This window comes from Streptomyces sp. NRRL F-6492 (assembly GCF_001280125.1).
Classification (GTDB): Bacteria; Actinomycetota; Actinomycetes; order Streptomycetales; family Streptomycetaceae; genus Streptomyces.
In genome coordinates, this window is sequence record NZ_LGEG01000022.1 from 1 (window position 1) to 15,094 (window position 15,094).

Genomic DNA, 15,094 nt, shown 5'->3' on the forward strand with positions numbered 1-15,094 from the left:
GAAGACGCCGGCGATGTGGGCGGCGGTGATCTCTCCGATGGAGTGTCCGGCGACGTAGTCGGGGCGCAGTCCGAAGGATTCGACCAGGCGGTAGAGGGCTACTTCTACGGCGAACAGGGCCGGTTGGGTATAAGCGGTCTGGTCCAGGTGCTGACCCGTACGGATGGTGTGTGCGATCGGCTGGTCGAGGTGGGGGTCGAGGGCTGCGCAGGTTTCGTCGAAGGCTTCGGCGAACACGGGGAACGCTTCGTAGAGTTCCATGCCCATGCCGGCCCGTTGGGCGCCCTGTCCGGTGAACAGGAACGCCGTCTTCCCCGGCGTCGCGACACCCGACACGACCCCGGGTGCCGTCCTGCCCTCGGCGCAGGCCCGCAGGCCGTCGAGGAGCGTGGAGCGATCGGAGCCGAGCACCACGCAGCGGTGGCTGTGCGCGGTACGGGTCGTCGCGAGGGACCAGGCGATGTCCGCCGACGACACCGGCTCCCCGGCCGCGTCCTGGGCCGAGACGAAGGCGGCGAGCCGCGCGGCCTGGGCGCGCAGCGCCTCGGGCCCCGCCCCGGAGACGACCCACGGCAGCAGGGCGGGGCCCGCCCCTCGCGTCGCCGCCCCGTCCTTCCCGCTTCCCTCTTCTTCCGCGCCGCTCGCGGCGGGGGACTGGGCCACGACGACGTGGCAGTTGGTGCCGCCCATGCCGAAGGAGCTGACCCCCGCCACCAGCGCCCGCTCGGGATCGGGCCACGCGGTCAGCTCGCGCTGTACGGCCAGGCCGAGTTCGTCCAGGTCGATGGCGGGGTTCGCCCTGCTGAAGTTCAAGCTGGGCGGCAGTTGGCGGTGGTGAAGGCTCAGCAGCGTCTTGATGAGCCCCGCGATGCCGGCCGCGCCCTCCAGATGGCCGATGTTGGTCTTGACCGAACCGACGCGCAGCGCCTGCCCGGCGCCGCGTCCCGCACCGAGCGCGGCCCCCAGGGCAGCGGCTTCCACGGGGTCGCCGACCGGCGTGCCGGTGCCGTGCAGTTCGACGTACTGCACCTCCTCGGCGGCCGTGCCCGCACGCGCGTGGGCGGCGAGGACCACCTGTTCCTGGGCGGCGGAGCTGGGGACGGTCAGGCCGTCGGTGGCACCGTCGTTGTTGACGGCGCTGCCGCGGATCACCCCGTAGATCCGGTCGCCGTCGGCGACGGCGCGGCGCAGCGGCTTCAGTACGAGCACGCCGCCGCCCTCGCCGGGCACGAAACCGTCGGCGCGGGCGTCGAAGGTGTAGGTGGCCCCGTCCGTGGACAGCGCGCCGAACCGCTGCTCGGTGACGGTGTTCTCGGCGAGCAGGTTGAGGTTCACCCCCGCGGCCAGCGCGGCCGTCGACTCGCCGTTCCGCAGGCTCTCGCACGCCAGGTGCACGGCGACGAGCGAGGACGACTGGGCGGAGTCCACGGTGAGACTGGGGCCGTGCAGACCGAGCAGGTACGAGACCCGGTTGGCGATGACGCCCCGGTTCACGCCGGTCATGGTGTGCTGGGTGACGGCCTCGGCACCGTACTGGTACAGCAGGTTGGTGTAGTCGTCGCGCAGGGTGCCGACGAAGACGGAGGTCCTGCTGCCGCGCAGCGACGCGGGCACGATGCCCGCGTCCTCCAGGGCCTCCCAGGCCAGTTCCAGTACCAGCCGCTGCTGGGGGTCCATCGCCGCCGCCTCGCGCGGGGAGATGCCGAAGAACGCCGCGTCGAAGTCCGCCACGGCCTCCAGGAACCCGCCCCGGGCCAGCGCGCTCGGGGCGCCCTCGGCCCACCGGTCGCCCGGCACGTCCCCGACGGCGCTGACGCCACCGGACAGGAGCTCCCAGAACGCGGCGGGCCCGTCGGCCCCGGGAAGCCGGCAGGACATGCCGACGACGGCGATCGGCTCGTACCGCTCCGTGTCCGTGTCCGTGCCGGTCCGAGTCGCAGGCTTCTCAGTCATCATGACCTTCGGCTGACCTTTCAGAAAGACGGGGTTTCAGGGGTTCCACGGAATTCCGGTACGGGCCGGTCCCGCCGTCGGAAGGCGGGCGTCGGACGTCGGACAGCGGGCGTCAGGCGGAGAACGTCAGACGGAGAACGTCAGGCGGTCCGCCCGCTGGTCCCGCAGGATCACGCACACGTCCGTCAGGGCGATCCGCAGACGCTCGATCTCCTCGTCGGTGAGGAACACCGAGGGCTCGAAGCGCAGCGTGTGCACGGCACTGGCGGTGGGGAAGGTGCGGATGCGGTGGGCGTTGAGGAGGTGTCCGGCGACGACGTAGCCGAACATTCCGGAGCGGGCCGCCGCGCCGATCTCCTCGGACTCGGCCCCGGACTGGTCGTGGAACTCCATGCCCAGCATCAGGCCCCGGCCGCGGATCTCCTTCACGACGTCGGGGAAGGACGCCCGGACCTTGTCCAGCATCGCTTCGAGCGCGGCCCCCCGTTCGACGGCCCGGCGGTAGAGGCGGCCGTCGTCCGCCTCCAGGAGTTCGAGCACCTTCAGCGCCACGTGGCAGGAGAAGCTGTCCTTGGCGAACGTGGAGCTGTGCACGAGCTCGAAGTGCGGCTGGTACCGGGCCTCGCGCACCAGCATCACGGCCGCCTTCGCGATGCCGCCGCCCAGGGACTTGGCGAGTGCGTAGTAGTCGCCGCGCAGCCCGAGGCGGGAGCTGGCGAGCAGCGCCCCCGTACGGCCCATGCCGCTCTGGATCTCGTCGATGACCAGGGGGCAGTCGGCCGCCTCGCCGAACTCCCGGATGTCACGGGCGAACGACTCCGACAGGGGCCGGATGCCGCCCTCGCCCTGGATCGGCTCCAGGAGGAAGGCGCAGAAGACGGGGTGCGTCCGTTCGGCGAGCCGGACCTCGCCGTCCTCGACGGTGGGCCGCAGCAGGCTGCCGCGCTCCTCCGCGAGGATCGCGCGCAGCACCTCCGGGGCGTCGTGCGGAACGAACCGGGTGCGCAGGCCGAGGGCGGCGAACGGGGTGCGGTACCCGGCGTTGTGGGTCAGCTGGACGCTGCCCATCAGCTTGCCGTGGAACCCGCTCTCCAGGGCGAGCAGCACCGGCGGCCTGGCGCTCCGCTCCTCGTTCCTCCGGGTGACCTCGGCGATCACCGCCCCGATCGCGTCCCGGCCGGTGGCGGGCCGCGCGATCCCCAGACGGGCGAACAGCCCCTCCGGCACCGTCGCACGCCCCGCGTCCACGGCCTCGCGGACCTCCTCCAGGCCGGCGGCGACGTCCGCGAGGACCTCCCCGAGACGGACCACCCGGTCCATCTCCGCGTGCTTGACGGCCGCTTCGATCGCCTCGGCGCCGCTGTTGGCGAAGGTGGCGTAGTACGGCTCGTCGGTACCGGTCTCCCGGTGGACGATCCGGTTCAGCGCGGCGGCCAGCTCGTTGGCGTAGGGGTGGGAGGAGAACTGGGCGTGCACGGGCGTCCGCTCGTCGATGAGCTGCCGGGCGAGCGCCGCGATCCCGGGGTGGTGGTGGCCGAGGATCAGCGAACCGTAGCCGCCCGCGTAGTCGATGACCGGTATCTCGCCTCCGTCCTCCCCGCGGCGGTAGAGCGTGTTGCCCTCGCCCCGTACGTATTCGACGTCAAGCCCCGCCGTGGCCAGCAGCGCGCGGAGGTTGGGCTCGGCGAGTTCCGACATGGCAGCTCCTGAGGTGGTGTGGACGGTCGGTCCATCCTGTTCCGCGCGTGTCAGTTGCCGGTCACGACGAGGTCATCGACCCGTGCGGGGGCGGGGGTGGTCGGCCGGTTACCCGACGATGGACGGCTCGGGAACGGGCGCCCACATGGGGACTGGCGCCCACACGGGGACTGGCGCCCACGCGAAGACGGGCGCCCGCGCGGACCGCGCGGCGGTCAGGCCGCGGCCGTGCCCCTCGGTCCGGGCAGGCTCCGCTCGGGCAGGCTCCGCGCGGGCTCGTTGCGGGCCGCGGACAGCAGGGACGCCACCAGCTGCTCCTGGGTGACGGGCTCGGGCCGGTCCAGCGTGACCGTGGTGGTGTGGCTCTTGCCGCCGGCCCAGGACGGCCTGCGGGCGAGGAGTTCCTGCCCGGCGCAGGCGACCACGAAGAGGGGCACCGCCCCCGCGGACTCGGCCAGTTCCTCGACGGCGTCCAGGGCCATGTCGGGCAGGCGGTGCAGGTCGTCCAGGCACAGCGCGACGGGCCGCCGCTGCGCCGCGTCCTGGAGGAACTCCCGCCAGGCCTCCAGCACCTCGCCCGGGCACAGGTCGCCGAAGTGCAGGTCCACGCCGGACGAGGCGACGAGGGGACGCAGCCGTTGCAGGGGCACGTCCGCCGCCCGGCCGGAGGGGTACACGGCACGGACCTCGCGCTCCAGGGCCGAGAGCACCACGTCCTCCTCGTCGCCGGGCCGGACGCCGCAGTAGGCCGAGAGGATCCGGCCCGCCAGCGCGAGGGGCGACTCCTCGCCGCCGTGGAACGGACGGGCCGTCAGAATCATGGGTGCCAAAGGGAGCTCGTCGGCCCATCGGGCGAACTCGCCCAGCAGCCTGCTCTTCCCCGTGCCCGCTTCTCCCAGGACCGTCACGAGGTGGGGTACGGACCGGTGCCACGTGCGCTGTGCGAGACCCTTGAGGATGTCCAGCTCCAGCGCCTGCTCGGTGCCCGGGGCGTCCGCCCCCCGCGCGCCGAGCGCCTGCCATCCGCCGGCCGCGTCGTCACCGGGGCGGTAGACGACGCCGTGGTCGCTGGCGCGCCGTACGGTGTCGCTCACCCGCACCTCGCCCTCGGGTACGGCCCCCAGCAGCGTCTGGGACTCGTCGAGGACGGCGCCGACCACGGTGGGACCCTCCTGCCCGGGGCGCCGGCGCAGCAGCACCTCTCCCCGGGTGACGGCGGCCGCCACCGCGGACTGGGCCGCACCGGCGCCGGATCCGGCGGAGACGTCCAGGACGTCCCGGACCGCGAGGGCCGACAGGACCGCCCGCGTGGCGTCGTCCCGGTCGTCCCGGTCGTCCTCGTCGGGGTTCTCGGGACCGTCGAGGCCGAACAGGGCCAGGGACACCGAGCCGATGGAGGCCGTCACCCTGCCGCCGAACCGTTCGACCTGCTCCCTGACCAGGAGCGCGGCACCGTCGAGGAGGGCGTCGAGCTCCTGGTCGGCACCCTCGCCGAGGGAGGGCGCCAGCCGGGTGCGCAGACAGACGACGCTGACCTGGCGGCGAAGGGCGGCCGCCTGCTCCCCGGCCGGAGCGGGACCGGACGGACGGCCGGGAGCCGCCGGAACCACGGCCGTCCCGGCCGCGCCGGAGTCCGGTACGGCGCCGATCGTCCCGTACGGTGCCGCCGGACGGTGTGCGGTCGGCGGGCCGGAGACGTCGGCGGCGCTCGGAGCGGGGGCTCCGGCGCGCGGACCGGTGGTGTCGCCCCCCGGGCCGGCGGCTCCGCCGCTCGAACCGTCGGCGCCGGCCCGAGAGGCGTCGGTGCCGGCCCCGGAGCCGGTGGTGTACGCCGCCCGTCCGGGTTCGGCGCGCTCCACCGCGGGCCCGGCCCCGTCCGTACCGTCCCCGCCGTCCCCGACCTCCACCGCCGGTACCCGCGACAGGGTCAGCGCGGGGTCCTGCGCGAGGATGGACTGCTGCAGCAGCTGGAGGTTGCGGCCGGGCTCCAGGCCCAGGTTCTCCACCAGGACGGCCCGCAGCCGGCTGTACTCGGCGAGGGCGTCCGCCTGCCGGCCGCAGCGGTACATGGCCAGCATCCACTGCCCGCAGGAGCGTTCCCGCAACGGCTCGGCCCGTACCATCGCCTCCAGCTCGGCCAGGATCTCGTGATGCCTGCCGCAGGCGAGCTGTGCCTCGAAGTACTCCTCCATGACGTTGAGCCGGGTGTTCTGCAGGGCCACCAACTCGGGCCACTGGACGCCGTTCTCCACCAGGTCCGCCAGGGCCGGTCCCCGCCACAGCGCCAGCGCGTCGCGCAGCAGCGGCGCCGCCGCCCCGGGCCGGCCCTTCGCCAGCAACTCCCGGCCCCGGCCGACCCACGTGTGGAACCGGTGGAGGTCGACCCGCTCCGGATCCACCCGCATCATGTAGCCGGGCGGCCGTGTCAGCAGGGCCGTGCCGTCCGTCCCGGCGGCGCCGCCCGCCGACAGGGCCCCGCGCAGACCGTAGACCGCGTTCTGAAGGATCTTGCGTGCGGTCATCGGGGCTTCGTCCACTCCCCACAGCGCGTTCAGGAGCCGGCTCGTGGCGACCGCCTTGTTCGCGTTCAGGAGCAGGAATCCCAGAGTGGCTCTCTGCTTGGTGCCGCCGAGCCCCACCGTCCTGCCGTCGTCGACCACTTCCATCGGCCCGAGCACTCGGAACTGCATCGATTCCCCCATGCTGCCCTCCGTGATCGCACGGAGGTGTCCTTGGCCGCGCATTCCGCGGTTGTCAGCGTGCACGAGCCCGGTCCAAGACCGCACAAATCCCGGACAAGGCCGGGAACGGCCCGCTCCCGGCGGTCATCCCCGCGCCGGCACCGTGCCGGAGGCGCGCCCGGCGCGGTACGCGGTGGCGATCACCCCGGCCACCTCCGCGAGGTGGGCGTCGAGGAAGAAGTGCCCGCCGCCGAAGACGTGGAGGCGTGTGCCCGCCGTCGTGAACTCGCCCCAGCGCTCGACCTGTTCGACCTCGACCACCGGATCGCCGTCCCCGACGAGGAGGGTGAGCGGGACGGTCAGCGGCGGTCCCGGCCGCCATGCGTACGAGCCGAGCGCACGGTAGTCGGCGCGGAGCGCGGGCATCACCATCTCCCGCAGCTCCGGATCCCGCAGCACCTCCGGAGTGGTGCCGCCGAGCCTCGACACCGCCCGCACGATGTCGTCGTCGGTGCGCAGCCGGTCGTGGCGCCCCGGCTCGGACGCGGGCGCGCCGCGGGCCGAGAGGACCAGCGCGGCCGGGCCCCGGTCCGCCGCCAGCCGCCGGGCGACCTCGTAGGCGAGGACCGCGCCCATGCTGTGGCCGAAGAGGGCGTAGGGCCTTTCGGCCCGCCCGGCGACCTCGGCCGCCAGGGCGTCGGCGAGCCCGCCGATGTCGTCGTAGGGCTCCTCCAGCCGGCGGTCCTGCCTGCCGGGGTACTGCGCCACCAGCACGTCGAACGTACCCGCCAGGGCCTGGGCGAGGGGCCGCAGCGCACTGGCCGATCCGCCCGCGTGCGGGAAGCAGAAGAGCCGCGCCGCTCCGGCCGGCGGTCCCGCCTGCCCGGGCGGCGGTTCGAACCCGCGCAGCCATCCGCTCGTCACTCGCGCCACGTCGACTCTCCTTCGCTCACCCACGCGCCGTGGACCCGGGCGTGGTCGCGTCTCGCCCCTCATCCTGCGCGGCACGGTTCAAAGCGCGCACAAACCATGCACAACTCCCTGGGAAGCACTGCGCCGTGGGGGCCGCCGTGGGACGAGACGCCCACCGTGGGGGAGAGACCTGCGAGGCGCGCCCGGCCCTGTTCCGGCGGACGTCCCCTAGGCGGCGCCGCAGGTCTCGGCCATGTCCCAGTCCTGGGCGGAGAGCGGGCAGTCCGTCCCCTCCGGCAGGAGGGCCGCGGCGGTCTCCGGGCCCGCCAACTGGGGCAGCATCAGCCGCCAGAAGCCGGTGACGGCGCTCCGCGAGGTCCACTCCCCGCCGATGCGGGACAGCACCTCGAACCCCGCGACGATCGAGGTGATGGCGAGAACCGCCTCCTCGACGACCACGTGCGGGGTGAGCATGTCCCGCTCCCGGGCGACGATCAGCATCAGCTGAACCCAGTCCTGCCACTCCTCCCACAGGTTGATCCGGCCCTGCCACGTCGCGTCGCTGGCAAGGCTGAATCCGGCCCGGAGGACGGGGTCGTGCAACAGACACTCGGCCAGCACCTGCGAGGTGTCGACGAGGAGTTGCAGCGGGGAGGGGTGCCGCAGCGGCACCCGCCCGGTGACGTGCACGAGCGTCTGCGAGGCGGCCAGTTCGACGGCCTCGCCCAGGGCTTGTTTGTTCCGGAAGTGGAAGTGCAGCGCCCCGTTGCTCACGCCCGCCCCGGAGCTGATCGCGGCGATCGACGCGTCGGCGAACCCGGCACGCTCGAAGACGACGGCGGCGGAACGGATCAGATCCTGACGCGTGCGAACGGCACGGGGTTGCATGGCCATGTGGCGCTCCGATACGGGCTGTGAGCAACTGGTCGGGCGCACGAGAACATGCCACAGGAAATAGGTGAGTTGTTAACCAGTACGTCGCCCGCACCCACGAGTTGGCCGGAGTTCGGCTGTCGTCGGCCGGTGCCCACCGCGTGGTCCCTCACCACGTCACCGCCCCGTGGCGCGGCTCTCGAGCATCTGTGTGCGCGGGGCAACTGTATGCCCGGCGGTCGGATGGTAACCAGGAGTCGGTACCGCGGCGCGATAGGGTGCGCCATGCTCGCCATCCAGTTCGACCGCTTCGGCGGCCCCGAAGTCCTCTCCGTGGTGGAAGTGCCGGCGCCCGAACCGGGCCCGGACGAGACGCTCCTCGACGTCGAGGCGGCCGGCGTGAACTTCGCGGACACGCACCAGGTCGACGGCTCGTACCTGAGCGCCGACCTGCTGCCGTACGTCCCGGGCGGCGAGGTCGTCGGCCGTACGCCCGACGGCCGGCGGGTGCTCGCCCGGGTGTCCGGCGGTTACGCGCAGCAGGCCGTCGCCCGCCGGTCGGCCCTCGTCGAGATCCCCGAGGACCTCGAAGCGGGCCACGCCCTGGCGCTCGTGACGCAGGGACTGACCGCCTGGCACCTGCTGCGCTCCGCCGCCCGGCTGCGCCCCGGGGAGACCGTGGTCGTCCACTCCGCGGCGGGCGGCGTGGGCAGCCTCGCGGTCCAGCTGGCCAGGGAGTTCGGCGCGGGACGCGTCCTCGCCCAGGTGTCCCCGGGCAAGGAGCGGCTCGCCCTGGAGCTGGGGGCGGACGCGGTGGTGAGCTACCCCGTGGACGAGAAGGCCGACGTCGTCCTGGACGCGGTCGGCGGAGAGCTCTTCGACCACGCCCTGCGGTCCCTGGCCTCCTTCGGACGGCTCGTGAGCTACGGCAACGCCTCGCGGAGCGGCTTCACGCCGGTCGACCCCGCCCGCCTGGGCCGGCTCAACGCCTCGGTCGTCGGGTTCTGGCTGCGGCCCGCGCTGGCCGCCCCGGGCGGGTTCGAGGAACCGCTCGAGGAACTGCTCGCCCTCGTGGCCCGGGGCAGGCTCACCCCGGTGGCGACCGGCACGTACCCCCTCGCACAGGCCCGCCGGGCGCACGAGGACCTGCTGGCGCGGCGTACGACGGGCAAGCTGATCCTGGTCCCCTGACCACCCCGAGCGCGCACGGCCGCGCCTTCCGCGCCGCACTCTCTGGAAAGAACGCTCTAGCTGCTATCCTCGCCGGGTGAAGGAATCGCCACGGAGCAACGCGGAGCAGCCCGGGTCCGCGCGGGAGCCCGCCCTCGGCACCCGCGAGCGCATCGTCCGGGCGGCTTCCCTGCTGATGCAGCGGCAGGGGTACGACGGGACGGGCATCAAGCAGATCGCCCAGGAGGCCGACGCCACGCTCGGGTCGGTCTACCACTTCTTCCCCGGCGGCAAGCAGGAGCTGGCCACCGTGGCGATCGACCACGGGGACCGCGAATTCGTCGAGGCCCTGGGCGCGGCCTTCGACGGCGCCGACGACCCCGCCCGGGCGATCGCCGACTTCACCCTCTCCCTCGCCGAGCGGCTGGCCGAGTCGGACTGGGTCGACGGCTGCCCGGTCTCCACGACCGCGCTGGGTTCGGTCGGCCGCCTGCCCGACGTCCGCTCCGCCGCGGCCCGGGCCTTCGCGCACTGGCGCGAGGTGGTCTTCGACGCGCTGGTCAAGGCCGGAATCCCCGGGGAGAACGCGCACGAGCTGGCCCACACCGTGATCAGCACCCTGGAGGGCGCCGAGCTGGCCGCCCAGGTCTCCGGAAGCCGCGAGCCCCTGGAGATCGCCGCCAAGCACCTGGCCCGGCTCGTCGACGCGTACCGGTAGGGCCCGCGCCCGGGGGCGGGACGGCGCCGCCCCGCCCCCGGGGGCAGGCCCCGTCAGCCGCCCGCCCCGCCGCTGCGCGCCGACCGGCCGAGCGCCCGGACGAGCGCGGCCGGCCGGCCGTCGGTACCGCCGACCTCAGGACGTTCCGACAGGACGAGCGCGGCGGACTCCATCAGGAGGGTCACCACCAGGTTCTCGTACCGGGGGAGCGGCGACCCCGCCGTACGGCACGCGGGCCGCGGCCCCCGGGGGCCCGGGAGGCCCAGCGCCGCGGCCAGCACCTCCCGGCCACGGCGCCGCAGCGCGGCCTGCGACACCCGGTCCCCCTCCTCCTCCACGGCCAGTGCGGCCGGCAGGGCGGTCTCGTACGCCCGCATGACCGCGGCCGCGAAGGGATGCGGCAGCTCCTGCGGCCGCGACACCGGCCGGCCGCCGCCCCGCGGCCGTAGCGTCGGGTGCCCGGCCCTCGCCAGCCCGTCGTTCAGGGCCGCGACGAAGACCGGCCCCGCGGCGTCCCAGAAGGTGTTCCCGTCGTGCCTCTCCCCGCGCGCGTCCACGATGCGTCCGCCTCACCGGGGAGCGGTGACGATCCGCTGGAAGCGGCCGTTGAAGAACAGCAGCCCGGACTCGTCGGCGGACGTCGCGGAACTCACCACGTCACCGATGAAGACGGAGTGGTCGCCCGAGTCGTGCGCCTCGGCCAGCTCGCACTCCAGCCAGGCGACGGCGCCGTCCAGCAGCGGAGCCCGCGTCACCTCCCCGGGCCGCCAGCCGATCCCGTCGAACTGGGCCTCCCCCAGGGGCCGGTGCTTGTCGGCGAAGTGCCGCGCCAGTGGCTCCTGTTCGGCACTCAGCACCGAGACCCCGAAGCTGCGCGCCGAGGTGATCGCCTTGTGCATCACCGCGCTGTGGGACACGCAGCAGAGCACGGTCGGCGGTTCGAGCGACACGGAACTGAACGCGTTGGCCGTCATCGCGTGCAGGTGCTCGCCACCGACGCTCAGCACGATGACCCCGGTCGCGAAGCGCGACATCGTCTCGCGCAGCGCGGACGGCGCGATCGGGCTTCGGTCGACAGCTCCGCCTACGGACACATAACTCATGCCGAACCCTTCGAGAGAACCATGGGACGAACGGAAATTCCGGTGGCGCCGGACGGCCGGCCGTCGTGCGGCGGCCGGGAGGGCCGCCGCGCCGGCGTCGCGTCAGTCACGTTCCCCCGCCTCCGGGAAGTGACCGGTCCGCGTGAAGAAGTCCACGTACTTCCGGAAGAGCTCCCCGGTCAGCGGCGGGCAGGTGATTCCGCTGCCCGCCAGCTCCGCCTCGGTCTCCGAGGTGTCCATCGCCGGATAGAACGCGTCGGTGTCGGCCGTCATCATCTCGAACGCGTGCAGGAGCGGCGCGAGCGCGTTCGTCCCGTCCGCGTGGACCCGCTCGCGCCAGGTCTCCCGGTCGACCTCCGCCACGGAGTGGCCGAGCGACCGCAACCGCTCCACGCACTCCCGCAGGCCGAGCGCGTCCGGATTGAACAGGTGGAACGTGCGGCCCGCCGCCGTGGCACGCCGGGAGACGCGCAGCACGGCCGCGCTGACGTAGTCCACCGGAAGGAGGTGGAAGCGGCCCTCGGCGTCCGAGGGCACCGCACCGGCCTGCAACAGCCCCTTGAGGCTCAGCCAGACGAAGTCGTTGGTCTGGCAGGCGCCGTTCTCCTGGTCGCCGGAGATCACGTCGACGCGGTAGACGGACACCGGAAGGCCCCGCTCGCGGGCCAGCTCGACGACCTGCTCGGCGACCCACTTGCTCTGCAGATAGCCGCTGGGCAGCCGCTCGGCCGGGCCGGTGGGATCGGTCACCCTCAGGGGCACGCCCGGGGCCACAGCGGACTCGAAGACGCCGACGGTCGACAGGTAGTGCACCGGGACGGTGCGGTGGCGCGCCGCCAGCCGCAGTATCTCCTCCGTCCCGCCCACGTTCGCCGCCTTCAGGGCCGTGTACGGGTGGAGCCAGTGCACCTGCGCGCCGTTGTGGTACACCACGTCGACGCTCTCGGCCAGCCGGTCGAACTCCGCCTCGGTCAGGCCCAGTCGGGGCTCGGCCAGGTCGCCCACCACCACGGAGAGCCGGTCGGGATCGACCTCCTCCCACACCAGGTAGCGCTCCAGGTTCGCCCGCAGCCGGGCGTAGGCCCGCGCCTCGTCGTCGCCCCGGACGAGGCAGTGCACCCGCGCGGTGGTCGAGCGCATCAGGTCCCGCAGCAGGAAGGCGCCGAGGAACCCGCTCGCGCCGGTCAGGAGCACCTCCCGGGGATCGTCCACCCAGCGGACGACCTCGGCCGCGGGCCGGATGTCCCCGGCGAGACGCACCTCGGCCGCGAAGTCCGGCGCCGCCGCCCCGCCGGACTCCCCGGCGCCCCGCCCCGCGAGCAGCTCGCCGAGGACGAACCCGGCCAGTGCCACCGGAGTGGGGTGGTCGAACACCACCGTCGCCGGCAACCGCGCACCGACGAGCGCGTTGCACCGGTTGCGCAGCTCGACGGCGGTCAGCGAGTCGAAGCCCTGGGAGAGGAACGACGCGTCGTCCTTGACCCGCCGCGCGTCACCGTGCCCGAGCACCCGCGCGACCTCCTCCCTGACCACCGCGAGGACCAGACCCGGCCGCTCGGCTTCGGGCACCGACGCCAGCCGCTCCGCCCAGGCCGTCCCGTCCGCCCCGCCCTCGCCGGCCCGGCGGCGCAGCGGCGCACGGACCAGCCCCCGGAACAGCGCCGGGACCGGGTCCAGCTTCCGCACGGCGCCGAGATCCAGCGGGGTCGCCACCAGCGCGGACCGGCCCGTACCGAGAGCGAGGTCCAGCAGCGCCGTCCCCGCCCCGGCGGTGACGGGCAGGAAACCGCCGCGCGCGATGCGCCCGAGGTCGGCCGCGTCCAGCCCGCCCGACATGCCGCCGTCCTGCGTCCACAGGCCCCACGCGACGGACGTGGCGGCCAGGCCCTCCGCGGCGCGGTGCCGGGCCAGACCGTCCAGGAAGGAGTTGGCCGCGGCGTACGCGGACTGGCCCGGGCCCCCCACCACGCCGGCGATCGAGGAGAACAGGACGAACGCCGTCAGCTCCTTCTCCCGCGTCAACTCGTGCAGGTGCCAGGCCGCTTCGGCCTTCGGCCGGAGCACCGCGGCCAGCCGCTCGGCGCTCTGGGACCCGATCAGCCCGTCGTCCAGCACGCCCGCCGCGTGGATCACGGCGGTCAGGGGATGCTGCGCGGGTACGTTCGACAGCAGCTCGGCCAGGTCCTCGCGGTCGGCCACATCGCAGGCGGCGATGGTCACCTCGGCGCCGAGCTCCTTCAGCTCGGCCGCCAACTCTCCTGCACCTTCGGCCTGTTCACCCCTGCGGCTGGTCAGCAGCAGATGCCTGACGCTGTGCTCGCGCACGAGGTGCCGGGCGAAGAGCGCACCGAGCGAACCGGTGCCGCCGGTGATCAGGGTGGTTCCTTCGACGCTTCCGTACGGGGCGGAGGGGGTTCCGTCGTACTGCGGGAGGCGCTGGGGGAGGTACTGGAGGCGAGGCGCGAGGAGCCGGCCCCGGCGCAGCGCCACCTGCGGCTCGCCCGAGCCCAGGGCGGCTTGCGCGGCGTCGGCGAAGTCGGTGCGCTCGCTCCCGAAGTCGCCGTGGGACTGTACGTCTTGGGACGGGGACGGGGACGAGGACGGGGGCGGGGCCTGGTCCGCGTCGACATCGACGAGCCAGAACCTGCCGGGTGTCTCCGACTGGGCGGAGCGCAGCAGACCCCAGACGGCCGCGTTGCTCGGATCCGCCGGTTCTCCCTCGTCCACCGCCACCGCCCGCCGGGTGAGCACGACGAGGGGCACGTCGGCGAGACGGTCGTCCGCCAGCCACTGCTGGGCCACCTCAAGCAGCAGGCGCGTCCGGATCCGGGCGGAAGCCGCCTGATCGGCCGCGGGGGAGAAGCCGACCGGCAGCAGTACGGCATCGAGGGGCCGCCCGGAACCGACCGCCCGCGCCACTTCGGCCACGTCGCCGAAGCGACCCGCTCCGGCGTCCGCGCCGGGATCCAGCACCCCGAACCGCTTCGGCGCCGTGTCGGCGGCGGCCGGCAGAGGTGTCCACGCGAGGTGAAACAGACCGTCGGACGTCCGCGCGGCCGCGTGCGCGACCTCGCCGTCCTCCACCCGTCCCCATGCGACGGACCGCAGCAGCGCGGTCGGAGCACCACTCCGGTCCGCCAGGCGGACCGTCAGCGGTCCGCCCTCCTCGCTACGAGTGATCGCCACCCGTACCTCGGAGGCGCCACTCGCGTACACGCGGACCCCCCGCACCACGGAGACCGAGGGCGTGCCCGGCTCCTGAAGGCCGTCGACGGCGACCCGGGAGGCGAGCAGGGCGCCGTCGAGGAGCGCCGGATGGAGCAGATGACCCGATCCGTCCGCCTCCGGGGGCAGGCTCACCTCGGCGAAGACCTCGGTTCCCCGCCGCCACACGGACTTCAGCGACCGGAACACGGGGCCACGTCGCACACCGGCCTCGGCTAGCCGCTCCCGCATCTCGTCCGGGGACACGGCCCGCGCGTCCCGGGGCGGCCACGTACCGAGATCGAAGGGGGCGTCCGGAGCCTGCGGGCACAGGAGCCCGCGCGCATGGGCGGTCCACGGTACGTCCCCCCGGTCCGGCCGCGCGTACACGGTGACCGTCCGCTTCCCCGCCTCGTCGGGCACGCCCACGGCGACCTGGAGGTCTGTCCCGGAGCCCCGCCGGACGATCAGCGGGGCCTCCGTCACGAGCTGGTCGAGGACCGGGCACCCGAACTCGTCACCGGCCCGGACCGCCAGTTCCACCAGGGCCGCGACGGGCATGACGGCGGAACCGTGGACCTCGTGATCGGCCAGCCACGGGTGCGTGTGCAAGGAGATGCGGTTGGTGAACAGCCCCTCGTCGGCCGTGGCCACCGGTACGGAAGTGCCGAGAAGCGGATGATCCCCCGTACGCAGCCCGAGGCTCTCGGGATCGACACGGGGGCCCGTGCCCTCGATCCAGTAGCGCTCGCGCTGGAAGGGGTAGGTGGGGAGGGGGGTGG

10 protein-coding genes are annotated in these 15,094 nt (G+C 73.9%); 2 read left to right on the forward strand and 8 right to left on the reverse strand.

What is annotated here, in order from left to right:
* The 5 genes from ADL08_RS04105 to ADL08_RS04125 all read right to left on the reverse strand — a co-directional run.
* A partial coding sequence (locus ADL08_RS04105) for a type I polyketide synthase (protein ID WP_159042987.1) occupies positions 1 to 1,953 on the reverse strand: 1,953 nt, incomplete at its 3' end.
* Positions 1,954 to 2,079: 126 nt separating this feature from the next.
* Positions 2,080 to 3,651 carry an aspartate aminotransferase family protein gene (locus ADL08_RS04110; RefSeq protein ID WP_053640648.1) on the reverse strand — a complete coding sequence of 524 codons (1,572 nt, stop codon included), beginning with the start codon at positions 3,649 to 3,651 and terminating at the stop codon, positions 2,080 to 2,082.
* Between the two features lie 215 nt (positions 3,652 to 3,866).
* The gene (locus ADL08_RS35080) at positions 3,867 to 6,353 is read right to left on the reverse strand and encodes a BTAD domain-containing putative transcriptional regulator (protein WP_078967985.1); all 2,487 of its coding nucleotides are present in this window, start codon (positions 6,351 to 6,353) and stop codon (positions 3,867 to 3,869) included.
* A gap of 123 nt (positions 6,354 to 6,476) precedes the next feature.
* Positions 6,477 to 7,265 carry a thioesterase II family protein gene (locus ADL08_RS04120; protein WP_234351986.1) on the reverse strand — a complete coding sequence of 263 codons (789 nt, stop codon included), beginning with the start codon at positions 7,263 to 7,265 and terminating at the stop codon, positions 6,477 to 6,479.
* 207 nt (positions 7,266 to 7,472) lie between these two features.
* Positions 7,473 to 8,138, reverse strand: a complete 666-nt coding sequence (locus ADL08_RS04125; protein WP_053640649.1) for a ScbR family autoregulator-binding transcription factor — start codon at positions 8,136 to 8,138, stop codon at positions 7,473 to 7,475.
* A gap of 264 nt (positions 8,139 to 8,402) precedes the next feature.
* Here ADL08_RS04125 and ADL08_RS04130 point away from each other — a divergent pair, with 264 nt between their 5' ends.
* Together ADL08_RS04130 and ADL08_RS04135 are read left to right on the forward strand one after the other, a co-directional pair.
* The gene (locus ADL08_RS04130; RefSeq protein ID WP_053640650.1) at positions 8,403 to 9,308 is read left to right on the forward strand and encodes a quinone oxidoreductase family protein; all 906 of its coding nucleotides are present in this window, start codon (positions 8,403 to 8,405) and stop codon (positions 9,306 to 9,308) included.
* Between the two features lie 76 nt (positions 9,309 to 9,384).
* Entirely contained in the window at positions 9,385 to 10,005 is a 621-nt protein-coding gene (locus ADL08_RS04135; protein WP_078967986.1) for a TetR/AcrR family transcriptional regulator, read from the forward strand.
* Positions 10,006 to 10,058: 53 nt separating this feature from the next.
* On the opposite strand, the gene ADL08_RS04140 is transcribed toward ADL08_RS04135, so the two are convergent.
* The 3 genes from ADL08_RS04140 to ADL08_RS04150 all read right to left on the reverse strand — a co-directional run.
* On the reverse strand, positions 10,059 to 10,562 hold the full coding sequence (locus tag ADL08_RS04140; RefSeq protein ID WP_053640651.1) for a hypothetical protein: 504 nt from the start codon (positions 10,560 to 10,562) through the stop codon (positions 10,059 to 10,061).
* Between the two features lie 12 nt (positions 10,563 to 10,574).
* Positions 10,575 to 11,108, reverse strand: a complete 534-nt coding sequence (locus ADL08_RS04145; protein WP_053640652.1) for a flavin reductase family protein — start codon at positions 11,106 to 11,108, stop codon at positions 10,575 to 10,577.
* Between the two features lie 102 nt (positions 11,109 to 11,210).
* The coding region (locus tag ADL08_RS04150) for a thioester reductase domain-containing protein (RefSeq protein ID WP_159048491.1) at positions 11,211 to 15,094 on the reverse strand (3,884 nt) is incomplete at its 5' end.